This is a genomic window from Pedobacter cryoconitis, from assembly GCF_001590605.1.
In the GTDB taxonomy this organism is placed as follows: Bacteria; Bacteroidota; Bacteroidia; order Sphingobacteriales; family Sphingobacteriaceae; genus Pedobacter; species Pedobacter cryoconitis_A.
The window spans coordinates 2,408,303-2,432,534 of sequence record NZ_CP014504.1 but is presented as its reverse complement, the minus strand read 5'-3'; the positions used below and the strand labels follow the sequence as shown (position 1 = coordinate 2,432,534).

Below are 24,232 nucleotides of genomic sequence, written 5' to 3'. Positions count from 1 at the left end.
AACAAAAATCAAAGAATAAACTTTGAACAGGGGAGGGTAACCCTTTGCTTACTCTCCCTCTTTTTAACGCTTTTTCTATAATGTGTATAACCCTGATTCTCCACCCCGGAAATTATGTGCTTTTTTGACCCATTATTCAAAAACCAAAGCAACAAATTCAAAAAACTGGATTTTTAATTTTATTAACAAGGCTGGTTTTCGCTTCAAATCTTACCCTAACTGGTTGATAGTTATTAGTTTTTATCGCGCTACATCCAGTGGTTAATAACCTGGTGAAGTTATTAACACGTCTTTAGTTAACAACACCTGTTGGTAACCCATACTTATCAACATTATGGCCAAAAAAAAAGAGCTAAATAATTGCTTTTTAGTCGCTTAGTGCTGGGTATAAGTTTATGTTTTTTTGTTGGTAATTTTCTGGATCTTCGCAATCCCAAAAAGGAAGGAAGCTTTTTTCAGGGCCATTAACATTACCAATAACAATAAAAAAACTATGCAGAATACTTGTACAACAGTGTGGAATAACTCGCTTCAAACTATTAAAGCTAACATCCCGAATCAAAGCTATAAGACTTGGTTCGAACCGATCTCGGCCTTAAAATTAGAGGGTAACGTTTTAACTGTACAAGTACCAAGTTTGTTCTTCTATGAGTGGTTAGAAGAGCATTACGTTGGCCTTTTACGCAAAACAGTAAAGCAGGAACTAGGAGATGACGGCCGTTTAGAATACAACATTGTTGTAGACAATAAACCATCAAAAAGCAATACACCGTATATTGCTGCAAGCTCACCAGCAAACACCAATAACATTGCTTCGAAAACATTGCCTGCACCAGCGCCGATCAGCAAGGACTTAAGAAATCCTTTTGTGATCCCGGGTTTGAAGAAACTGAACGTTGATCCACAATTGAATTCTAATTATACTTTAGATAATTACATCGAGGGAGATTGTAACCGTCTGGCACGCTCTGCGGGCTTCGCTGTTGCCGCTAAACCTGGAGCAACATCATTCAATCCATTAATGATTTATGGTGCAGTAGGATTGGGTAAAACGCATTTGGCCCAAGCCATCGGTAACGAGATCAAACGTACTTACCCAGACAAATTAGTCATCTTTGTATCCTGCGAAAAATTTTGTCAGCAGTTTGTTGAGTCTTTGAAAAATAACACGATCAATGACTTCGTAAACTTCTATCAAGCTATGGATGTGATCATCATGGATGATATTCACAACTTTGCAGGAAAAGAGAAAACACAAGATATCTTTTTCCATATTTTTAATCATTTACACCAATCCGGTAAACAAATCATCATTACTTCAGATAAAGCTCCAAAAGACTTGTCTGGTTTAGAAGAACGTTTACTCAGCCGTTTCAAATGGGGCTTATCAGCAGATTTGCAAATTCCTGATTTAGAAACAAGGATTGCAATCCTGAGAAAGAAAATGGCAAGTGACGGAATCGACTTACCAGCAGAAGTTGTTGAATATGTTGCACACAATATTGATAACAATGTCCGTGAACTGGAAGGCGCAATGGTTTCCTTACTTGCACAGGCAACTTTAAATAAAAAAGAGATCGACCTGGCCCTTGCCAAGTCAATGTTGAAGAATTTCATTAAAAATACATCTAAAGAAATTTCAATGGAATATATCCAGAAATTAGTTTGTGAGTATTTTGAAGTTGCTGTAGACCTGGTGAAGTCACCAACCCGTAAACGTGAGGTCGTACAAGCCAGACAAATCTCTATGTACTTGTCTAAAAGCCTGACTAAATCTTCTTTGAAGAGTATTGGCGCATTTTACGGAGGCAGAGATCACTCTACAGTAATTTATGCTTGTCAAACAGTAGAAGACTTGATTGACAGTGATAAAAAATTCAAAGGATATGTAAACGATATCCAGAAGAAATTAAAGATGAGTTAAAATTCGACCCAGCATAAAAACTATGAACTTAAATGCGACTACAATAGCAATTTTATTGGTTGTTATACTTGCGATCCCTTACCTGGTCCATGTCATCAGAAAGGTGCAAAATTATAGTATCCCTCTGTTTAAGGCACTAAATCCTTTTTATACAAAGGAAATGCACGAAGCTGATCAGCTGAAGTTAAGTTTATCTCCGATCATCAGGGAAATGGAAACTCAGGATGTGGCTAAATTCATTCAGCACTGGACAGCCAAATTTGAAAACGGCAGCTTCTCTGAGCAGGATGTAATAGCGCTGAATGCGAGAATTGCAGACGGAAGAGCAGATCAGGTGAATGGTATCCTGGCTTTACACCCAACAGCCAGAATTCAGTTTCAGGAGCTCAATGAACAATTGAGACTTAAAGAAGCTGCAATTGAAAAAGAAACTGAATCGGAAGTCTTAGTCTGAAAAAAATCAAATGACAAAGCTGAATCTTGCTAACAGGATTCAGCTTTGTCATTTAGTTTTTTTGCAATATTCTGAATAGAGCTATCCAGATTTTCGGCAGAATCAAAAAGTGCCTGTTCAAACTCCAGGTAGGTTTCTTTCTTGTCTTCGCTCATTTTGATCACCATAATGATACCCAGTATATTGCTCAGGTAACCGCGTATCTCATGAGAATTGATAAATGAAATCTCATTGTTTAATTTATTAAACATCAATTCATCATATTTTTTCTTCATTTTCAGTGATCGGTACAGGAAAATGAAAGTTAATATAATCATACCCGCTACTACCATACAGAGCATAAAGTAGTTTTGTCTTACCTGTAAGTTTTCCTGAGCAACCACATATTTCTTTTTGATCTCATCATATTTCAAATAATTCAGAATACTACCGGTTTTCATCGTTTTTACGGTATTCGCTGTAGCCTGGTCAGTTGCTTTTTTATAGTATTGTGCCGCTGAGGCAAACTTCTTTTCTTTTGCATAGGCGTCACCTACAATATTGAATAGTTTACCTCTCATATAACCCAGGTTCTTCAAATCGGCAGAAGACAATAGTTTAAAGGCTATTGCCCTGGCTTTCTCTGTTTGATCAAATAGCAGATAAGCCCTTGCAAAATGAAGATAGGTATATAGTTTTTCAGAATCATTTGCATCATCTACCAGTGCCTTGATTTCATCAATTGATCTTTTATCTTTTTTTAACAATAAGATCATATATTTCATGCGGTGCAAATGGCTGGCATTCGCAAACCTGATATGGCTTACTTTTGCTGCATAATAGTTTAAAGAGTCCAGGTTGTTTAAATAGAAGTATGCCGTGGCTTTATTTTCATAAACTAAAAGCTGAATCTGTTCTCTTCCTTGTTGGACAGCCAAGTGATGTGCAGTATCCAGCGCCTCAATAGCTTCTTGGTAAAGACTGCTTTTGATATACAGGTCTGCAATATTGGCGTAATTCAGAATAAGTTTACTGGTGTCCTGCTGGCTTTGTAATTGTTTTTCTATAATGAGGTAACTTTCCATAGCCCGCATGTAATTCTCCAGGTCAGTATCAATAAAAGCCAGTATTCTCAGCAGCCTGATAAACCGTGGATTTTCTTGCGGAGTTTCATCCAGCGCATTCAGGATGTAAAGTTTCGCCTTATCGAACTTTAAAAGCCTTTTCGCATATAAAGCTTCTATTTCATATAGGAATGCTTTTTTATCTGGAAGATTGCTTTTTGTAATTACGGCTAATAATATTTCTCTGTTATTGCTAAGGTTTTCTTCCTTCGCTAACCATATATAAGACTTAATTAGCTTTTCAACCTGTTTTTCAGCAGCAGAAGGAGAAGATTTTACAGCTAGCTGTATTTTATCCTGTAAACTGTGGGCAGCATATAGGGAAACAGAAGAAAGGAAAAAGATTAACGTTGAAATGACAGCCGTTTTGAGGATTGTCTTCATTTATACTTATTTAAATTGCTTTACAATAGGCTGATTTAAAAATAGCGAAGGAGAAGCAATCTGCCTTAAGATTTTTAATTTAATAGTCGGAAATTAACAAGTTTGTAGTGTTATTACATATATATGTTGTTTTGTTAACATAAATCGTGTTTTTCTGGAAAATTGAATACTGTAAAATTAACGCATCCATAACCAGACTGCCGCCAGGCAAAATAAAACTTTTGGATAATTTCCTGAAGAATTCTATAAGTTTAGAAAATGCTGGTCGTATTTTAGTTAGGTATTCAGCACCTATAATGCTTCGAATAAAGATAATTATCAAATGATATTTCTCTTTATTAATTTCTGAACCCGGCGAATTGATTTTTTTAGATTGAGCTGTATAAATATAATGGTCAAGTTAATTTTATAGGTTTTGAGGGCTATGGTAAAATTCGGATAGCGTGCCCGGCTTTTCTAATCCAGCTCATCTTAATTGTAATTGATTCATAACTAGCTTTTCAGGGGTATATCGCTTAATTAATATCACTAGATGTGTTTTTAACTCAAAGCAATAAAACTTAAGCTTGAATTTAAAATGCTAAACCTGGTAAGGAACAGTTTAGCTGTAATTTTTTTATAGCCTATATAGTTTAATCATTGGATAATAAAGTAAAACCTGAATGTCCTATTATTTTATTATTTTATCGTGACCAAATAAAGCTATATATCAAATGAAGAAAAATTTCCTTTTTTTTGCCGGCCTTCTGTTGACTATAATTCAAACCTCTGCACAGCAAAATAACCATAAACTTATTTATAATAAACCTGCCACCCAGTTTGAAGAAGCATTGCCATTAGGAAACGGCAGGTTAGGAGTTATGGTTTACGGCGGTGTACAATCAGAACGATTTTCTTTAAATGAGGCCACATTATGGGCAGGCGGCCCTGTTAATCCGGATATGAATCCTCAGGCAAAGACTTATCTTAAGCCTGTAAGAGAAGCTTTATTCTCCGAGAACTATAAAAAAGCAGATTCACTGGTGCATTTTATGCAGGGTAAATTCTCAGAATCTTATGCGCCACTTGGAAATTTGTTTTTTGATTTTAAACAGCAAGGACAGCCCACGCAGTATAAAAGAGAGCTTGATATACAAAATGCAATGAGTAAAGTGAGCTATACGCTCAATGGAACAGCTTATACCAGAGAAACATTTATTTCTCATCCAGCTCAGCTGGTTGTAGTCAGGTTTACAGCAAGCGGAAAAGATAAACTTGATTTCACCTGTCGTTTAAACAGTCTGTTACACCATAAAGTATCTTCAAATGGGAAAGTCCTGTCAATGAACGGGCATTCACCTATACATGCTTCTCCAAGTTATTATAAGAATGAGGTGATCTGGGACGATGTGAATGCAATGCGCTTTACAGCGCAAGTTAAAGTGCTCAAAACAGACGGTAAATTTAATGCGAAAGATAGTACCCTGCATATTTCGGGGGCGCGTGAGGCGGTTATTGTACTTTCTATGGCAACGAGTTATAATGGATTTGATGTCAATCCGGGTACCCATGGGAAAAATGAGTTGAAGATAGCTGCGGGTTACTTACAAAAAGCAGCTCCTTATGCTAAACTGTTAAAAAAGCATACCCAGGATTTTAGAAAATATTATGACCGTGTACAACTTACTTTGGGTGATGAAGACCGTGCGGAGTTCAATACTACAGATCGGTTAAATGCATTTGCTGCTGGTAAAAATGATAACGCACTGGTTGCTTTATATTATCAATATAGCAGATATCTATTGATAAGTTCATCAAGGCCAGGTGGACTACCTGCTAATTTACAGGGAATCTGGAACGAGAAAGTTCAACCGCCATGGAGTAGTAATTATACAACTAATATCAATGCAGAAATGAATTATTGGGGGGTAGAAACTGCAAACTTGCCAGAGCTGCATCAGCCTTTGCTTGATTTTATTGGCCGTCTGGCTAAAAATGGAGTGGTGACCGCCAGGAATTATTACGGGGCCGGTGGTTGGGTTTTACACCATAATAGTGATATCTGGGCGATGACTAATCCGGTTGGCGATTTTGGGAAAGGTTCTCCGGCCTGGGCAAACTGGCCAATGGGCGGTAACTGGATGGCTACGCATCTCTGGGAGCATTATGCTTTTACACAAGATGCAGCTTACTTAAAAGAGCAAGCTTATCCGCTGATGAAAGGTGCGGTGCAATTTTGTCTGGACTTTTTAGTCGCAGATAAAAAAGGGCACCTGTTGACAGCGCCGTCTACTTCGCCAGAAAATAATTATATCACGCCATCCGGATATGTTGGCGCATTGTTATATGGTGGTACGGCCGATCTGGCTATTATCAGAGAGTTATTCAATGATTATGTGAAAGCAAGTGAATTATTAAATGCAGATCCTGATGTGCGTAATCAGGTTAAGACTGCTTTAAAGAAGATGCTGCCTTATCAGATCGGTAAAGCGGGGAATTTACAGGAGTGGTATTATGATTGGAAGGATGAGGACCCTCACCACAGGCATGTATCACATCTTTTCGGGGCTTATCCTGGGTATTCTATTACCTCCTCGGCAAATCCGGAGTTGTCTGATGCAGTCAGGAAATCTTTGACTATCCGTACCAATGAGGGGACTGGATGGGCAATCACCTGGAGAATCAATTTATGGGCAAGAATGCAAAATGGCGAGCGGGCTTATGATGCATTAAAGAAGTTATTGCGTTTTGTCGGTAATGGGGCAGAAGTGAAGATGAATGGTGGTGGTACTTATGCAAACCTGTTCTGTGCACATCCGCCATTCCAGATTGATGGAAACTTTGGTGGGGGAGCGGGAATTGCAGAAATGCTATTGCAAAGTCACCAGGGGTATATTGAACTTTTGCCAGCTGTTCCTGTAGAATGGAAAATGGGCCAGGTTAAGGGCTTGATTGCCAGAGGTGGGTATCGTATTGATATGCAATGGGAAAATGGTAAACTCATCTCGGCACAGCTAAAAGCCAAAAAAACGGGGGACTGTAAAATTAAATATAGAGATAAAACGATCAGTTTGTCTGTAGCTGCAGGAAATGCTTATAGCCTTGAGGAGTTGCTGTAGACAGCAACTCCTATTCAATTTTCTGCAAAAAATAATCCTGTGCCATTCACCTAAGGCAATCGCTGTTTGGTGTAATAATAAATAGATTTAAAATTTTATAATTTAATTTTAAGGAATCTCTTAGTAATTACAGTTAATACGTATTTTCCGGGTGTTTATGAAAAAAATAATTATCCCGTAAATCGTTAATGACAATAAGTTGTTTAATTAACAATGTGTTAATTTGAATTGCTTTACTTTATAAAATATATTAATAGATTCAATTGTTTAATACTATGGCAGGATTAAAGGAACATGACTTAAAATATAACTGGAAATCTTTTATCGCATCAAAAGATAAAGATGATTTTTATACTATATATTCTTATTATCACCATTATCTTAGTTATATAGGGTATAAAAGATACTTTTCAGCAGATGTGGTAAAAGATTCTATTAACGATATATTCCTGTATTTATGGGAGAACAAATCGTCTTTGGAAAAGGTCAGTGACTTCCATAGTTATATTATTACTTGCTTTTTAAGAAAGCTATACGGAAAAAGGCTGATCAGTCCTAACGAATTGTACACTATTCAGGATGTACAAGATGAACGCTTATCTCCTTCATTAGAAGAAGGATATATTCAGAACGGTGTGGGCGGTGCTGTAAAGCAAATTGTCAAAGATCACATTGGTCAACTGGCGGTAAAGCAACGCCGCATGGTTTATCAGAAATATTACCTTGGTTTATCTTATAAGGAAATAGCAATGCGCAACAAAGTTTCTATCCATACGGTTTACAATGTCCTCTATAAAGCGGTTGATAAAATCAAATCGGCTATCACCAAAGAGCAGGAAGTTTACCTGCTGCTCTCCAGAGAACAATGAGCTTATTTGTTTTATTTTTTTCAATTTCAGTAGTGAAAAGGCACGGTTTAATACTCTATTGAGAAAAATAATTAATATTCTATCTCTCATCTTTAGCTCACCTACCCATGTTAAACGAACTAGGAAAACTCGCTGCCTTTATAGGCAATACACCTCTCATTGAACTCAAAAATAAAGAAGCCAATCTCTTTGCCAAATTAGAATACAATAATTTCTCCGGGTCTTCAAAAGACCGTGCTGCATTCAACATCATTTATAACGGAATTAAATCAGGAAAGATAACGGAACATACAACTATTATTGCGTCCAGTTCTGGTAATCTTGCGATAGCGGTTGCTTCTATCTGCAAAAGGCTCAGGTTAAGATTTATCCCGGTAATCGATCCAAATATTAATTCTTCTTATGAGACTTTATTAAACCTGATGTCTCATCAGGTCGTAAAAGTTACCGAAAGAGATCATACCGGAGGGTATTTGCTGACCAGGATCAATGTTGTGAATGAATTGCATGAAAGAACACCGGATTCTTTTATCGCCGATCAATATAGTGATCCTAATAACTATAAGGGATACTATGGCCTGGGAGAAGAAATTCTTTCTTCTTTTGATCGTCTGGACTATATTTTCGTTGCGGTAAGCTCCAGTGGAGCAATTACCGGGATTTCTGATTTTATCAAAAAGAAAAGACCAGAGGTGAAAATTGTAGGGGTAGATGTAGAAGGTTCAGTTATTTTCAGTGACAAACCTGTTAAACGTTATATCTCAGGAATAGGCGCAAGTCAGGTGCCCCCAATCATGGAAAATGCAATTATTGATGATGTAGTTATCGTTTCTCAAATGAGTATTATCAGAGGTTGTAGTGAACTGCTGAATGAGCAGGCAATTTTTGCAGGTGCTTCTTCAGGAGCTGTTTATCTGGCTGCTAAAAACTACTTCAGATTCAATGACAGCGATACCAAGGCCACTTCTCTATTAATTTTCCCGGATAAAGGCCATACTTATTTAGATACAATTTATAACCAGGAGTGGGGTACACAACTGGCTGCCAAGTTAAACGAAGAAGTTCTTTCCATTAATTTTTAAGCTATAAAATAAAAATCATGCTATATCTGAATGCCAATAACATTAAAGAGATCGGTTTTAATTGGGAACAATTAACCTCAGTAATCAAAGACGCAGTAGTGCAGCTTCATGCCAACGATTATTCACAGCCAATTAAACCTTATTTAAGATTCGGAGATCCTAAAAACAGGATTATTGCTATGCCCGCTTATATTGGCGGAGAAAATCCATGGGCAGGCATCAAATGGATTGCAAGTTTTCCTGATAATATTTACAAGGATAAATTAAGGGCAAATTCCGTTACCATTTTAAATGAACATGATTCGGGGATTCCACGCTGTATCATTAACACGGCAACAATCAGTGCAATCAGAACAGCTGCTGTATCTGGGTTAGTCGTAAAAGAATTCATTAATAGCCGCAATAGCGATCGTAAATTAATTGTTGGGATCAATGGTTTTGGGCCGATTGGCCAGATGCACCTCAGAATGATTACTGCTATTCTGGGGGCTGATATTGATAAGGTACTGATCCACGACCTGAACCCGGTTGATGTCAATTATATTGACGATGAAATTGCAGCACAAACATTTATCGTGTCAAGCTGGGAAGAATGTTACCAGGATGCAGATATATTTATTACCTGCACCGTGTCTGATACGCCTTATATTAACCTTTCTCCAAAAGAAGGTTCTTTACAGCTTAATGTGTCTCTAAGGGATTATACGGTGGAGATGAAAGACTTTATGGATATCATTATCGTGGATAACTGGGAAGAGGTCTGCAGACAGAATACCGATATAGAAAATATGCACAAAGAAAAAGGGCTTTTAGAAGAACATACCTATTCGATTGCAGAAATCGTGAACAAAGGTATTTTGGATAAAAGGGAGGCAACTGATGTTGTCATGTTCAATCCAATGGGGATGGCCATTTTTGATATTGCCGTAGGAGGGTATTACTACCGGGAAGCCTTGCATAAGAACATGGGTTTCGCATTACCGGACTAATCACCAATCGTTTACGAATTTTATTTTAGAGCCCGCCGGAATTCGGGCTCTAACTATGTAATTTAAATCCAAAGCTCTCTAAATGCAAAATCCGACAATTGTTAAAGTTAAAAGTGCCAGGAGTAATTCTCTTAAATCATTATTGCAGTTATTTCATTATGTAAAACCTTACTGGCTGGAATTTAGTTTGGGGCTTTTTCTGCTGATGGTTGCCAGTGTATCCGGCCTGGCGTTGCCGAAATTACTCGGACAACTGATTGATGGCGGGAAGCAGGGGATCGTGTCGGGCAAGACTACTTATATTGGCTGGTTGTTGATCATTATTCTTGTTTTACAGGCAATCTTCTCTTTTTTTAGGGTGGTCTTATTTGTAAATGTTACTGAAAAAACACTGGCTGCATTACGTCAGACTGTATATAGTCATTTGATTAAAATGCCAATGCGTGTTTTTCTGCATAAAAGGGTCGGAGAACTGAGCAGCAGAATTTCAGCCGACATTACGTTGTTGCAAGAAATATTCAACACTACATTAGCAGAGCTGGTGAGGCAATCAGTTATTATTATCGGCGGATTGGTTTTACTGATGCTCACCTCGTTTGAACTGACTATTTTCATGCTGCTGCTGTTACCGGTGATGATGGTTATTGGTGAATTATTCGGACAATTTCTGAATAAATATGCCATGCAAGTACAGGATAAAGTCGCACTATCCAATACTGTTGTCGAGGAAACCTTACAGGGGATCTTCAGTGTAAAAGCTTTTGTCAGTGAATTTTTTGAAATTGGCCGGTACCGTGCACATACTAACGAAATGGCCAGACTAGGAATGAAAGGTGGTAAGTATAAAGGTTTATTTAGTTCTTTTGTCATCATCGGGGTATTCGGAACACTGGTCGCTGTAATCTGGCGCGGGGTAACTACAGGAGTTGCTTCAGGTGAACTTATTTCTTTCTTATTGTATTCAATATTCATTGCTACCTCTATTTCGGGTTTGGCGGAGGTGTATACTTCGTTGCAGAAAAGCATTGGGGCCACTACTCATCTTTTTGATTTATTGGAAGAACCGGTGGAGGAGCTGACCGATTTCAAGAGTATTGCTCCTGAAAATCAGCTTCATGGAACAATTGCTTTCCGTGATATTCACTTTCATTACCCTACAAGGGAAGACATTAATGTATTGCAGGGGGTATCTTTTGAGGCTTCAGCGAATCAGAAAATTGCCATTGTAGGTTCAAGTGGAGCTGGTAAAAGCACGATTGTATCTTTATTACTAAGATTATATAATCCTTCAAAAGGGGGGATATTCTTTGATGGAAGGGATGGTACGCATATTCCTTTATCCGAATTGAGAGCGCAAATTGCGGTTGTTCCGCAAGATGTTTTCCTTTTTGGCGGTACCATTGGAGATAACATTGGCTATGGCAGAAAAGGTGCTTCCCAGGAAGAAATTATCGCTGCTGCAGAAAAAGCAAATGCCTGGGAATTTATTCAAAGATTTCCCCTGGGCCTGGATACCATTGTAGGGGAGCGTGGGATACAGCTTTCTGGCGGACAGCGTCAGCGAATTGCGATTGCGCGTGCAGTACTCAAAGCCCCGCGTATTTTAATACTTGATGAAGCAACCTCGGCACTGGATTCTGAATCCGAAAGATTGGTGCAGGATGCACTGGATAAATTAATGGAAGGACGTACTTCTATTGTGATTGCCCATCGTCTGGCCACGGTAAGGCAAGCCGATAAAATTATAGTGCTTCACCAGGGACAAATTGTAGAGGAAGGCACACACCATGAACTGATTGACGTGAGTGGCGGGCTGTACAGAAACCTGAGTGAAATTCAGTTTACGAACTAAATAAAGGATGTTATGGAAGTAAAACTTTTCCGCGTAGCTGAAGGGAAGATGAAAAATCAATGTTATTTGATTCATGAGGGCAAAACAGGCGTATTGGTTGATCCGGCATGGGATTATCAGGTAATTAATGATTTTTTGTCAGCACATCAGATTGTATTAAAGGGAGTGCTTTTAACACATGCGCACAAGGATCATGTAAATCTGGCTTCAACTTTTGCAGTGAGGCATGAGGTTCCGGTTTATATGTCCGCAACCGAAATCAGGGATTATAATTTTAGTTGTCCGAATTTGCAGCCGGTATATCATTTGGAAGAGCTTGTTATCGCTAATTTAACGATTATTCCGGTAGTTACACCAGGACATACTTCAGGAAGTACCTGTTATCAGATTGGTTTACATTGTTTTACTGGTGATACTGTTTTCATCGAAGGTGTAGGGGAGTGCGGTATTGATGATGTTGATACGCTTTATAATTCAGTTCAGTTTTTTAAGAATTATTTTCCCGGAAATACAATGATCTGGCCCGGACATTCTTTTGGGATAACTTCGGGCAAAGAACTGGATTTTCTGATGTCTAACAACCTGTATTTCATGATTGATGAAAAGCATATGTTTGCTGATTTCAGAATGCGAAAAAACAGGCCCGATCCTTTAGCATTTAAATAAAGAAGAGGCTTTATTGAGAAAACGTAATCTCCTGACAGTTAGACACTATTTGGGAGATAGCGCGTCTCAATAGGGCCTCTTTTTTAGGAGATCAGTTTTGGTATAGCTGATCTCTTCTCAGCTTAGAACCCTGCCGATATTCTGAATCCTGTTGTACTTTGATTCTCTTTTGAAGCACTTACGTTATCATAATTAAAAGCTTTAACAAAGTTCAGTCTTAATCCGAACCGCTGCACACCTATATAAACTTCTGTATAATTTTTGATCACGTCAGAAGTCAGGTAATTTACACCGGCAACTTCCTGTAATTTCAATTGTTTAAATAATGGGACTTTACTCAGGAAAAGACCGCCAAAATTGTGTTCGAAATGTCCTTCCAGGAATTCTTTCCCAGTACTGAATTCATAAGGACTAAGCAGCATGAAGCCATCGGTAAATTGCGTATAGACTACGATATTACTACCCGCAAAATGCTTGAAATCCATATAATACATTTTGTCCCTATTGAGGAATTTACCTGCTGCTACGCTGTATTTGAAAGTACCAATCATGCCTAATCTCTTATTGGTATCAAACACACGGGCACCTGCATAATCATAGTCTATGTCTGAATTCAACAGGCCTTTTATCCCTTTACGGTAATCGAGTTGTAGCTTCGGATAAATAGAACCCTGCTTGATCTTAAAATCAGGCCGTTCAATATAGCTTTGAGCAAAGGTAATATTCAGGGTTAAACCGAGGGTAAGTGCTTTGTTCGCCACAAACGCGTAATCGTTACCCGAAATAGGGTATGGATTATTCGCGGTGAACTCTTTATCAGGAAAGTTTTTAATTGTTCTGAAAGAGGTGTTCAGCAAAGGAGTTCTGCTGGCATATTCCAGGCTACCCGAAAGATATAATCCATTACTCAGTTCTCTGCCCGAATTGATATTCACAAAATCTTTTTTGTATAACTTTAAGATATTGTTTTTATCAAATAAGGTGCTGACTGTATTAAATAGGGCAGGGATTGCATCGTAGTTCGTGTTAAAATCTGCATAGCTTGTTCCTCCGCGAATTCCAGCATAAGCATTGTGTTTGGGATCATATCTGTAAGTCAGATTAGCATTTGCCGTTAGTTTCTTATTCTCAAAGCCATAACGTGGAATTAGTTGTGTCACCAGCGAAGTACTGTCTTTCAGCGTTTTTCTATAGGTTATTTTAGGGTTATAGATCCAGCCTTCTACCGTATTATAATTAATATTGAAAATTGGGCCGCTTATTCCCCAGTGTTCCTTTTCCCTCGTATTTTGGTGATTATAGCCTAAAAAGAGCGCTTTTAGAGGTTTAAATTTATTCTCTTTTCTATCAATTGAATCCCTGTATTTATCAGAATTCCGCACCAGTTTGATACTGTCTTTTTTTACATAATCCCGGCGCTCATCCGGGGTCAGCAACATTGGGCGCACGCCTGCCCAGTACGTGGAATCTTTTTTATTCGCATCGGCATTCACTTTCATGATCCTGTTGGTGAAAAACCTGGGTGGGAAATTAGGCTCAATATTATAGTTGTTGAATACGCCTGTATAGGTGCCCATAAATTTGAAGCCCAGCAGACCGCCTGTATAATCGTAACGCTGACTGGCCAGCATCCATTTATCTTGATGAACAGGTATAAATTGTTGTTTAATATGCAATGTATCTATACCTTCAATAATTGAATTATTGGTGATAGCGAGGTCTGTGCTATGAATGCGCCAGCTATCGTCAATGATATAAATATATCCATTAAATACCTGATCATACTTACGGCGGGATATAACCTGGATTTTGTTGATCCAGTCGTTACCTTCTCTAAATGTTCCTATAAATTTATAGCGGTAAAATAGCATAGCGTTATCAGCTATAGGCGAGACAAAACCCACGTTGCTTAATTCTTTGATATCAACAGTGTTTTTATAAAAACTAATTAAAAAATCTGTAGCCTGGTTAAAGCTGAATCCATTGCTGTTCCCACTCACTTTTGAAGAAATCATTTCTTCATTTATTTTACCTGGCTGCTGAAAGTTGAATTTAGAAACTGATTCAGAAAGATAGAGTATCCCTCTTTTGCCTGAGTCCAGTCCTCTGTTTTTAAGGTCTTCCTGTACATTTCTGCCCATAAATTTCTTAGGCGCATTTCTAAGCTTGGTTACGCCTTTGATATAAGTATCACAGGAAAAAGCTTGGACTTCAGTGAGATGCTGCTTCCTTTTTTTAATTGCATTTCTGATAATTTCATAGGCAGGATCTTCTGAATTCGCTTTGATCACTACATCTTTAAGCTGGTATACTTCAGCGTCCATGATAATCGGGAGGTTCATATCTGCGCTGATATCTATTGGTTTGATCAGCTGGTTATAACCAACTGCTTTAAAGACTAAAGTGTAATGACCTTTTTCCAATTTAAGCTGATATTCTCCATTGGTATTGGCAGAAGTGCCTTTAGTTGTGCCCTGGATATAAATACTGGTAAAAGGAAGCGTGTTGTTTTGCTTGTCGGAGGTAACGCCTTTAAGGATAAATTGTTGCCCAAAAACCAGGTTTGCGCCAAGCAGGAACACTAAGGAAAATAATAGTTTCTTCATATATATAATAACTTATCACTAAGGTGGGTATATTATTCTTATAATATTATATAACAATAAGTTAAAAGAAGTTAAATATTAAGGTGATTTAATGCTATTCGTTAATCATTTTTTTTCTTTTTTTTTGATAATTAATGCGGTGCGTGATTGATCAGATTATAATAGCCATGCTCTCCAGGATTATGGTGCTGTTTTTTATTCACAAAGGGGCAGTTCACTAAAGGAATGCCCCTTTGTAATTAAGGACTGGTATGTTATTCAGGAATAACTATTCAAGAAATATCATTATTCAAGAATTACCATCTTTTTAAATTGAAGCAACTCCTGGATTTAGCTGAGCCCTATAGGCAGTCACCTGATCAAAAAGTTCTCCTGCATTGATATCAAGTACTGAAGCAGTCATATAAATTTGCAAATCCTGATCTTTTTCCAAAGCAATTGAAGTCAGTTTTTTGCGGATTTTCGCTGAATAAGGCTCAGGATTATTAATGATCAAAGTAATCAATGTATCTCCTCCAACCTTGTGAAGCTGTATATCAGAAATATCTTCCCATAAAATTAAACCAGCGGCTTTACTCACAGCAGTAACCTTTGCTGTAATCCCTTCTGGGCTCAGTACAATTAAAGGGGACTTATCTTTTAAGGAAATCATCGTTTTGATGATGATGATAGCCAATATTACAATTCCTATAGCAGAAAATGCGATGCCTTTAGCAATAATTATACCACCCGAAATGATTCCACTGCTATAAAGCAGGATCAGCAGCATAACTAACAGTATGCCTGATAATATCAATAATAAATTAATTGATTTCTTTCTGTTTCTGAAAAATTCTACTACCATTTCACGTTCAGGTTATTTTCTTCTGCGAATGCTTTACCATTTTCTAATAAAATGGAGTATTTCTTCTCAAATCCGGTATTGTATTTTTCTTCAATAGATTTGATGAGCTTATCTTTTTGTTCTTGCGGAGCCTTTGCATCACATAATTTGGCATAAGCAGTATATTCATTTTTATAAACGGGCAGTACATACTCATAAAGATCTACAGCCTGGTCCTGGATGACTTTGCGTTCACCGCTAGCACTTAAAGCTTTGACATCCTTCAGGGATTTTTCTATATAAAGAATATCATTTTTAATGGAATTAACAGCCTCATCACCTTTTTTCTTAGAAGAAGGGATATCTGGAAATTCAAGGGTTGCTCCATCAATTTGTTTCGCCATTGAAGGAGTTGCAAACCTGGATACAAAATTCGTGTTTAACACCGCAACATCAAAGAATTTGTCGGCAGTTTCGGCGCAGGATTGCAATAGTAAAATAGAGGTAGCGGCTATGGCTAATTTGGCAGCGGAATGTTTAAAAATGTTTGTCATTAAATTATTGATTGGTTAAATTTATTCTCTCCCTTCAATAATCAAGCCTATTCCTGCTTCTCAGGCTAAAAAATTATTGCTAAGAAAGCAGGAATATAAAAGGTTGTAGTTGATAACACATCTGGTTATTTAACTAAAAGAGGTTAAAATACTTTTGCGAAGCAATTGAAAGTTTCATTGGCTACTTCTACCGCTCTGTTTTCATCGGCTGCATTTTTGCCCGTATGATCTAAAGCCTGTACAAATGTTCCCCACATCTTGCCAGTCTCTTCACCGTAACCCGAAAAGAAAGATACCCCTTTGGTAACACCACCTTTAGCCAGCATTTGCACAATGATTTTTCCGCCCATAATAGAACCTTCCATCACATATAAGGCAGCCATTGCGTCCAACGCATTTTTGATTTCAGGGACCTCAATTCCTGTTGCAGCAGCAGCATCTCCACCCAGCTCGGTAATATCTTTTTTGATATAAGCAGAATTCCTTCTTTGTGGGAAATCTGAAAGTATTTCTGGTGTAATATAAGGTGTTATAGCATTTTCAAGTGCACTAAAATAGTCATTGAAATTTTTGAGAAGTGCTGTATAATCTTCGTCTCTACGGATTGCTTTAAGCTTTAAAATAACTTCTTTTTCCAGTTTTTGATGTGCAGGCATGGTAGCCTCTTTAATTATTGAACTGATCATAATGGTCTTTGTATGGCGGCTAAAATAGTGAATTTTATATGGACCACTTACAATTGAAACTTTAAAAATTCTAAATGAAAAATCGGAATTGGTATATTATTTGGTGAAGAAAAAAAACACCCATAAAATACTTTACCTAGCTTGGCGTGTAATTAACCTCTGATTTTTAATTCAACATGACTGATAAAAAAAATTATGATTCTGACTTCTGCGGAAGTTTGCCCTTACATCATATCAACTCCATACAAGACTACGGTTATTTATTAATTGTTGACAACAATCTGAATATTATACAGTTAAGTGAGAATGTAACGCAGTTGACGGGTAAAAAACTTGAAGAACTGATCAATAGTCCACTGGCTGATTTTATCCGGGAAGAAGATCTCCTGAAAATGGAAGGATTGATACAAACAGGTATCGCCAAAAGAATACCGCTTTATCTTCAATTTAACGAACAAGAGGGGGCAAATTTATTTCTGGCCTTATTACATGTTGGAGCAGACTATATCATCATAGAACTTGAAAAACAAGAAGAAGCGCAAAACAGAAGTTTTGCTGATGTCTATCAGGAGATAAAATATATCAGTTCGGCTATTGATCAGGCGGAGAGCGTGCAGGAAGTTTGTACTATCGCTATTCATGAATTGCGTAAATTATCAGGATTTGACGGGATACTAATGTATCAGTTTGACCGTGACTGGAATGGTACTGTCATTGCAGAAGAAAAGGATGAGCGACTTGATCAGTATATAGGACAAACTTTTCCAGCTTCGGATGTACCTAAGCAGGCCAGACAGATGTATTTAAAAAATCCTTACCGATTGATCTCTAACCGCGATTATGAAGCAATCAGATTGTATCCTGTAATCAATCCTGTCACCAATGCTTTTATTGATCTTTCTGATTGTAATTTGAGAGGAGTTGCGAAAGTACATCTGGAGTATATGAAAAATATGAAGGTAAAAGCCTCCATGTCAATCCGGGTGCTTTATAATGAGACATTATGGGGGCTTATTTCTTGTCATCACCTGGAACCAAAGTACCTGAGTTACGAATTATGCTCTATATTTGAATGGCTGTCGGAAGTAATTTCTACTAAAATTTCATTGATTATCAATAAGCAGGATTATAAAATTATTAAACAAATTCAGGAGAAACGTGTTGCATTAGCGGATTTGGTTTATGCACATGATGATATAGCTATGGGGCTTTTAAAAGATGATACTGTAGATATCCTGCAGTTATTTAATGCTTCAGGTGTTTTAATCAGAGTGAATGGCAAATTAGAAACAAAAGGGGATGTCCCTTACAAAACTGATTTATATAATTTAATGCAATGGCTGGAAAGTAAAAATTTAGACAACGTATATTCAACGAACGCATTGTCTGCGCTATATGAGGACGCCGCCGGTTATCCGGCCATAGCAAGTGGTGTGTTATTTATACCGATCAATCAAACACCCGGTGATTTTCTGGTGTGTTTCAGACCAGAGGCTATTCAAAGTATTGATTGGGGAGGTGATCCTAACCAGGCGATCAACTTCACTGCTGATGGAAAAAAATATCATCCAAGAACTTCATTTGAATTATGGAAACAAACGGTTGAACAACAAGCGCTGCCCTGGACGAAAAATGAACTGGAAGTTGCAGAATCACTAAGAAGCTTCCTTTTCGAATTTACAATTAAACAAGCACAACAATAAAAAAGCAAAAATTACAAATAAAGACCGATATGCGGGATCAGCAGGAGAATAGTTATTCAAAAGAAGATGCACAATACATTGTCGCTATAGGTGCCTCTGCTGGTGGCCTGGAGGCTATTCACGAGTTTTTTGATCACATGCCTCAAAGTTCTGATTTTGCATTTGTTGTCATTCAGCATCTCTCTTCAGACCATAAGAGTTTATTGGTAGAATTAGTCTCCAAGCATACACAAATGCAGGTCATTGAGGCAGCTCATCACATGCCGATACAGCAAGGATTTGTCTACATTATTCCCAATAACAAATTAATGACGGTGAGTAAAGGCCGTTTAAAACTCGCTGATAAATCTAAAATTAAAGCCCCTAATATGGCTGTGGATGTATTTCTGCATACACTCGCCAAAGACAAAAAAGAAAAGGCTATTGCCATTATTCTTTCCGGTACCGGCACTGATGGGACTAAAGGGATTCAGAGTATTAAAGAGGAGGGTGGAATGGTACTGGTTCAGGATCCGTCCACTGCTAAGTTTGATGGAATGCCTAATAGCGCCATTGCATTGGGAGAAGCGGATTATATTCTGTCTCCCGCTAAAATGTTCCAGGAATTGCTGAACCATGTCAATGAAGATCCGTTAGCAGTACTGGATCATAACCACATAGATGGAAGCATGCTGGATACCATTTTTAAAATGGTACATGAGCAAAGCGGTAATAATTTTAATCTGTATAAAACACCAACAATTATCAGGCGTATTGGGCGGCGGATGAACGAAAATGGTTTCGATACGCTGGAAGATTATATCGGGTTTTTAAAAGATAATATTACAGAAGTAAAGATACTTGGACAAGATTTTTTAATAGGTGTCACTAAGTTTTTCAGAGATAAAGACCATTTTGAATTCCTGGAAAAAACGATCCTTCCGGATATTATCAGTAACAAGAAAGAAAGGGAGATCCTGAAAGTATGGATTTGTGCTTGCAGTACAGGTCAGGAAGCCTATACGATGGCTATTCTGATCAATGAATGCCTGGAAAAGGCAGGTAAGTCACTGGAAGTAAAGATTTTTGCTACAGACATTGATGATAAAGCAATAGAAATAGCTTCTAAAAATCAGTACCCGGAAAATATTAAAAAAGAAATACCACCTGCACTATTTAAAAAATACTTCACTCAGGAAGGCGATTTTTATAGTGTGAGCCCTGCAATCAGAAAACAATTGGTTTTTGTGAAACATGACGTGATCAAGTCACCTCCTTTTATAAAGAATGACCTGGTGAGTTGCAGGAACATGCTGATTTATATGAACAAGGCCCTACAGGAAAAAGTGCTTTCTACTTTGCATTTTTCACTGAATAAGGGGGGATATTTGTTTTTAGGTTCCAGCGAGACTGCGCACGTTTTAAAGGGAGGAATTTCGGAAACTGCGGATAAATGGAAAATCTATCAGAAATCCGGGGCGATCAATTATTCTTCATTTAATACTTATAATACTTCTGGAAGATTACTGATCTCAGATGATAAAAGCGGGAAAACTATACCTGAACCAGTTCAAAGTCCAGTAGAAAAGCGTTTCAACAAGTTTATTATTGAAGAGCTTGGATATGCAGGTGTATTTATTGATAAGGGATATATTATTAAGGAAGCAATAGGAAATTATAAGAACTTTTTGTCCTTGCCAGATCAGAAAATTGAATTGAATATTCTGAAAATGGTCCCTAAAGAAATCGCTGTTGTCCTGAATACTGCTTTAAGAAAAGTATGGAAAGAGAATATCCCGGTACATTTAAATAAGCTGAAAATCAACCGGGATGAAAATCCATCATTGCTCAATATAGCTATTCAGCCACCCGATGAGACTGGATATACAATGCTAGCTTTTACTGCACATCCGGTTGACTTTGTCCATGATAAAGAGGAAGCCAATAATTCTCCATTATCTTCAGTACAGTATGATGAGTATGTGTTTGAACTGGAAGCAGAGTTAAACGAGAGCAGGAGCAATCTTCAGCTGGCTATGGAAGAAATGGAGACAACCAATGAAGAGCTCCAGTCAACCAATGAAGAATTGCTCTCAGCGAACGAAGAATTGCAGTCAGGAAATGAGGAGCTGCAATCTTTGAATGAAGAACTTTATACGCTGAATACTGAACACCAGGTAAAAATTAAGGAGCTTGTTGAATTGAATGATGACCTGGATAATTACTTCAGCAGTACAGATATTGGCCAGATATTTTTAGATTCAAACCTTAACATCCGTAAATTTAATGCGGCTGCTATCCATATTATCAATATGATTGAAGCAGACATTGGGCGTTCTTTTGTTCAGATCTCGACTAACCTGATCGCTGAAAATCTGATTACGGACGTAAGTTCAGTTTTATCAGGTGGGGCGGTTATTGAAAAAGAAGTGACACTTAAGAACGGCAAAAGGAATTTGATGCGGATCATGCCATATATCCGTAAGGATAAAAAGAGGGATGGTGCGGTGATTACATTTGTAGATATTACACATATTACAGAGCTGAATAATATTATTTCCGGTGTTTTTAATGCGAGTTTAAATGGTATTCTTGCTTTTGCCACCATTCGTAATAAGGAAGGGATTATTGTTGATTTTAAATGTACATCTTTCAATGAGTCTGCTTTAAATCTACTTCAGAAAGATAAAACTGAACTCGAAAATGCACTGTTAGTTAAACAGCTTCCTGAGTTAATTCAAGGAAGCTTATTTACAAAGTATGTAAACCTGGTAGAAAAGGGTAGGAATATTGAGACTGAGTTCCAGGATGCTGCTGGAAGCTGGTATAAGATTGTCGCGGTAAAAATGTCGGACGGCTTTGTCGCTACTTTGTCTGATATCACCAATCAGAAAGCTGCTGAAGACAGGTTAAAGAAGAATTATAATGAGCTGATTATTGCCAGAGAGAGTTTAAAAAGCTTGAATACAGAGCTGGAAATTAAGGTTGCAGAACGTACTCAGGAACTTTCTGAAAGCGAAGAACGGTTTGGTCAGGTTTCCAGAGCAACCAATGATACCATATGGGATTGGAGCCTTGTTGACAACACCATGTGGAGAAGCGATAATTTCAATTCCATGTTCGGTTATGAGTCTGCCGGAGAGAATAGTAACATTGGGTTCTGGTTTGAGAAAATACATCCTGAAGACAGAAAAGTTGTACAGGATAGCGTTTATGAAGCGATTAATACGAATAAGAAACAATGGTCAGCACAATATCGGGTAAAGAAGCTTGATGGAACTTATGCTGTGATCCTGGATCGTGGATCAATTATGCACGATGATTTTGATACACCATACCGGATGGTTGGCTCAATGGTTGATGTGACCAGGCTGATTGAGACTGAAGCAAAGCTGACTTCAAGTGAAGAAAAGTTTGAAAAAGTGTTCCATTCCAATATGATTGGAATGATGTTTTCAAATCTTGATACCGGGTTAATTGCAGATGCAAACGATGTCTTTTTACGGATGATAGGTTACAGTAAGGAAGAGCTGGATGCTGGGTTGGACTGGATTAAAATTACACCTCCGGAATACTATCAAGTTACTGAACAGGCCATGTCGAGGCTGAGAACTGACGAGGTTTGCCCACCTTATGAAAAAGAATATCTCTGCAAAGATGGCAGCCGGATCTTTGTGATGATTGGTTCGGCATTGCTAGGTAAGGGTACGGAAACAGTCACTTATATTATTGATATTACTGAGCAGAAAGTTGCCGAGCAAAAAAGAGCAGAACTTCAGCGTCAGGTTAAAGATCAGCAGGAAGAATTTTACAGGATTTTCAAAAATGCACCTGCATTAATTACAATCCGCAGAGGTAAAGATCTGGTTTATGAATTTACAAACAATAAATTTAATGAGTTTGTAGGGACTGATGATTTTATTGGGCAAGCTTCTGCTGTCGCACATCCTAAATACATCGGTTCACCAATCGCTGAGATCGAACAGCAGGTGTTAAAAACCGGAGAGATGCACATTGCCAAATCCTTTAATATCAAATATAAACATCCAGGTTATGGAGTGGCTGAACATTGGTTTGACTTTACTTTTATTCCTGTATATACAGCAGATGGTAAGGTAGATGGGATAGCCTTTTTTGGTTTTGATGTGACTGATTTGCTTAAAGCACAACAGACTACGAAAGAACTCATGCACAAAAAAGATGAATTCATGAGTATTGCAAGTCATGAATTAAAAACTCCGATTACCAGTATTAAAGGGTTTTTACAGTTGGCATTAAGATTTGCGGAGAAAACGCAGCAAAATAACCAAATGCTGACACTGATTGGAAAGGCAGAAAAACAGATTGGTAATTTAACATCACTGGTTAATGATCTGCTGGACGTGACCAAAATACAGGCTGGGAAAATGCAGTTTAACTATGCGCATTTTAATATCAAGAGCATCATGGAGGAGTGTATTGATGATATCAGGCAAACAGAAGATTACGAAATTATCATTGATCATTTGGATGATATCCAGGTTTATGGAGACCGGCATAGAATAGAACAAGTGGTGAACAATTTCTTATCCAATGCCATTAAATATTCTCCAAAACGCAGACTTGCAAGGATATATACTGAATTGATTGGGGATGATTTGAGACTAACAATTAAAGATTTTGGAATTGGTATCCCTAAAGACAAAATTGAAAATGTATTTGACCGCTTTTTTAGAGTTGATGCAGTCTCTGCTATGTTTTCTGGTTTAGGATTGGGACTTTATATTTGTGCAGAGATCATTAGCAGACATGGAGGCCAGATCGGTGTCGACAGTGTTGAAAATGAAGGCTCAGAGTTTTGGTTTCAAATACCAATAAATGGGGCAGAAAAGCATGATGAATAGCAAATGACAGCGCTTGAAAAACATATTACAACTTATTTTGGCAAGGTTGAGGGAGATGATTTAAAAAACATCAGTTCTTTATTTAAACGCTCGGTGCTGAAAAAAGGAGCATACTTTATGTCGGCCGGTAAGCCTGCCGATAAGTTAAGTTTTGTACAAGCTGGTTTGTTAAGGGTTTTTGCGGTTACACCCGATAAAGAAGTGACGCAGTGGATTTGTACAAAGAATTATTTTCTAACGGATCTGGCAGGTTTTATTTTTGATGTCCCTGCCCGCTGGAATATCCAGGCATTGACTGATGTAGTCTTGTATACGATCAGCAGAGACGATTATAACCGGATTGGGAAGCTCGTACCCAAATGGCGGGAGTTGGAGAAGTTATTCATCACCCGATGTTTTACTACTTTGGAAGACCGGGTTTTTGCACATCTCTCTATGACGGCAGAGCAGCGGTATAGTTTGTTTTTTGAACAGCATAAGGAATTGTTTAACCAGGTTCCTTTACAATACATTGCTTCTATGTTAGGGATGACTCCTGAAACATTTAGCAGGATCAGGAAAAAACAACTTTCGTAAA

At 37.8% G+C, this 24,232-nt stretch carries 16 protein-coding genes; 11 read left to right on the top strand and 5 right to left on the bottom strand.

Features of this window, described 5'->3' with window-relative positions; genetic code table 11:
• Positions 1-493 precede the first annotated feature (493 nt).
• Positions 494-1,924: a chromosomal replication initiator protein DnaA gene (gene dnaA, locus AY601_RS10430; protein ID WP_068407398.1), complete on the top strand. Its 1,431-nt coding sequence runs from the start codon at positions 494-496 to the stop codon at positions 1,922-1,924.
• Between the two features lie 22 nt (positions 1,925-1,946).
• Positions 1,947-2,378, top strand: coding sequence for a hypothetical protein (locus AY601_RS10425; protein WP_068400304.1), 432 nt, complete (start codon positions 1,947-1,949; stop codon positions 2,376-2,378).
• A 29-nt stretch (positions 2,379-2,407) separates the two neighbouring features.
• Here the strand turns inward: AY601_RS10425 and AY601_RS10420 are convergent, their stop codons facing one another.
• A complete protein-coding gene (locus AY601_RS10420) occupies positions 2,408-3,865 on the bottom strand; it encodes a hypothetical protein (protein WP_068400301.1) in 1,458 nt (485 codons plus the stop codon).
• Positions 3,866-4,578: 713 nt separating this feature from the next.
• On the opposite strand from AY601_RS10420, the gene AY601_RS10415 reads away from it, so the two are divergent.
• From AY601_RS10415 to AY601_RS10390, 6 genes are all read left to right on the top strand, one after another.
• Positions 4,579-6,963, top strand: coding sequence for a glycosyl hydrolase family 95 catalytic domain-containing protein (locus AY601_RS10415; protein ID WP_068400298.1), 2,385 nt, complete (start codon positions 4,579-4,581; stop codon positions 6,961-6,963).
• Between the two features lie 275 nt (positions 6,964-7,238).
• Positions 7,239-7,832 (top strand): RNA polymerase sigma factor, encoded by a 594-nt coding sequence (locus AY601_RS10410; protein ID WP_068400295.1) that lies wholly within the window; start codon positions 7,239-7,241, stop codon positions 7,830-7,832.
• A 107-nt stretch (positions 7,833-7,939) separates the two neighbouring features.
• A complete protein-coding gene (gene sbnA, locus AY601_RS10405; RefSeq protein WP_068400292.1) occupies positions 7,940-8,914 on the top strand; it encodes a 2,3-diaminopropionate biosynthesis protein SbnA in 975 nt (324 codons plus the stop codon).
• A 17-nt stretch (positions 8,915-8,931) separates the two neighbouring features.
• The gene (locus AY601_RS10400) at positions 8,932-9,903 is read left to right on the top strand and encodes a 2,3-diaminopropionate biosynthesis protein SbnB (protein WP_068400288.1); all 972 of its coding nucleotides are present in this window, start codon (positions 8,932-8,934) and stop codon (positions 9,901-9,903) included.
• Between the two features lie 82 nt (positions 9,904-9,985).
• Entirely contained in the window at positions 9,986-11,755 is a 1,770-nt protein-coding gene (locus AY601_RS10395; protein ID WP_068400285.1) for an ABC transporter ATP-binding protein, read from the top strand.
• Positions 11,756-11,767: 12 nt separating this feature from the next.
• A complete protein-coding gene (locus tag AY601_RS10390) occupies positions 11,768-12,421 on the top strand; it encodes an MBL fold metallo-hydrolase (RefSeq protein ID WP_068400281.1) in 654 nt (217 codons plus the stop codon).
• 122 nt (positions 12,422-12,543) lie between these two features.
• On the opposite strand, the gene AY601_RS10385 is transcribed toward AY601_RS10390, so the two are convergent.
• The 4 genes from AY601_RS10385 to AY601_RS10370 all read right to left on the bottom strand — a co-directional run bounded on the left by AY601_RS10385 (position 12,544) and on the right by AY601_RS10370 (position 17,090).
• Complete coding sequence (locus AY601_RS10385) at positions 12,544-15,027, bottom strand: DUF5686 and carboxypeptidase regulatory-like domain-containing protein (protein WP_068400278.1); 2,484 nt, start codon at positions 15,025-15,027, stop codon at positions 12,544-12,546.
• A gap of 307 nt (positions 15,028-15,334) precedes the next feature.
• Positions 15,335-15,871, bottom strand: coding sequence for an STM3941 family protein (locus AY601_RS10380; RefSeq protein WP_068400275.1), 537 nt, complete (start codon positions 15,869-15,871; stop codon positions 15,335-15,337).
• Positions 15,865-16,404 carry a hypothetical protein gene (locus AY601_RS10375; protein ID WP_068400272.1) on the bottom strand — a complete coding sequence of 180 codons (540 nt, stop codon included), beginning with the start codon at positions 16,402-16,404 and terminating at the stop codon, positions 15,865-15,867. The genes AY601_RS10380 and AY601_RS10375 overlap by 7 nt, the downstream gene beginning before the upstream one ends.
• A gap of 143 nt (positions 16,405-16,547) precedes the next feature.
• Positions 16,548-17,090: a biliverdin-producing heme oxygenase gene (locus AY601_RS10370; protein ID WP_068400268.1), complete on the bottom strand. Its 543-nt coding sequence runs from the start codon at positions 17,088-17,090 to the stop codon at positions 16,548-16,550.
• Between the two features lie 176 nt (positions 17,091-17,266).
• Between AY601_RS10370 and AY601_RS10365 the strand changes: the two genes are divergently transcribed.
• From AY601_RS10365 to AY601_RS10355, 3 genes are read left to right on the top strand one after another with little or no spacing between them, the layout of a single operon-like run.
• Positions 17,267-18,793: a GAF domain-containing protein gene (locus AY601_RS10365; protein WP_068400265.1), complete on the top strand. Its 1,527-nt coding sequence runs from the start codon at positions 17,267-17,269 to the stop codon at positions 18,791-18,793.
• Between the two features lie 29 nt (positions 18,794-18,822).
• Positions 18,823-23,655, top strand: coding sequence for a chemotaxis protein CheB (locus AY601_RS10360; protein ID WP_068400262.1), 4,833 nt, complete (start codon positions 18,823-18,825; stop codon positions 23,653-23,655).
• A gap of 3 nt (positions 23,656-23,658) precedes the next feature.
• Complete coding sequence (locus AY601_RS10355) at positions 23,659-24,231, top strand: Crp/Fnr family transcriptional regulator (protein ID WP_084359204.1); 573 nt, start codon at positions 23,659-23,661, stop codon at positions 24,229-24,231.
• Position 24,232 lies beyond the last annotated feature (1 nt).

Bases quoted from the DNA above. Each gene is read 5' to 3' on its own strand.
- AY601_RS10355 (WP_084359204.1), top strand. From the start codon at position 23,659: ATGACAGCGCTTGAAAAACATATTACAACTTATTTTGGCAAGGTTGAG.
- sbnA (WP_068400292.1), top strand. From the start codon at position 7,940: ATGTTAAACGAACTAGGAAAACTCGCTGCCTTTATAGGCAATACACCT.
- AY601_RS10400 (WP_068400288.1), top strand. From the start codon at position 8,932: ATGCTATATCTGAATGCCAATAACATTAAAGAGATCGGTTTTAATTGG.
- dnaA (WP_068407398.1), top strand. From the start codon at position 494: ATGCAGAATACTTGTACAACAGTGTGGAATAACTCGCTTCAAACTATT.
- AY601_RS10410 (WP_068400295.1), top strand. From the start codon at position 7,239: ATGGCAGGATTAAAGGAACATGACTTAAAATATAACTGGAAATCTTTT.
- AY601_RS10425 (WP_068400304.1), top strand. From the start codon at position 1,947: ATGAACTTAAATGCGACTACAATAGCAATTTTATTGGTTGTTATACTT.
- AY601_RS10390 (WP_068400281.1), top strand. From the start codon at position 11,768: ATGGAAGTAAAACTTTTCCGCGTAGCTGAAGGGAAGATGAAAAATCAA.
- AY601_RS10370 (WP_068400268.1), bottom strand. From the start codon at position 17,090: ATGATCAGTTCAATAATTAAAGAGGCTACCATGCCTGCACATCAAAAA.
- AY601_RS10360 (WP_068400262.1), top strand. From the start codon at position 18,823: ATGCGGGATCAGCAGGAGAATAGTTATTCAAAAGAAGATGCACAATAC.
- AY601_RS10380 (WP_068400275.1), bottom strand. From the start codon at position 15,871: ATGGTAGTAGAATTTTTCAGAAACAGAAAGAAATCAATTAATTTATTA.
- AY601_RS10415 (WP_068400298.1), top strand. From the start codon at position 4,579: ATGAAGAAAAATTTCCTTTTTTTTGCCGGCCTTCTGTTGACTATAATT.
- AY601_RS10385 (WP_068400278.1), bottom strand. From the start codon at position 15,027: ATGAAGAAACTATTATTTTCCTTAGTGTTCCTGCTTGGCGCAAACCTG.
- AY601_RS10365 (WP_068400265.1), top strand. From the start codon at position 17,267: ATGACTGATAAAAAAAATTATGATTCTGACTTCTGCGGAAGTTTGCCC.
- AY601_RS10420 (WP_068400301.1), bottom strand. From the start codon at position 3,865: ATGAAGACAATCCTCAAAACGGCTGTCATTTCAACGTTAATCTTTTTC.
- AY601_RS10375 (WP_068400272.1), bottom strand. From the start codon at position 16,404: ATGACAAACATTTTTAAACATTCCGCTGCCAAATTAGCCATAGCCGCT.
- AY601_RS10395 (WP_068400285.1), top strand. From the start codon at position 9,986: ATGCAAAATCCGACAATTGTTAAAGTTAAAAGTGCCAGGAGTAATTCT.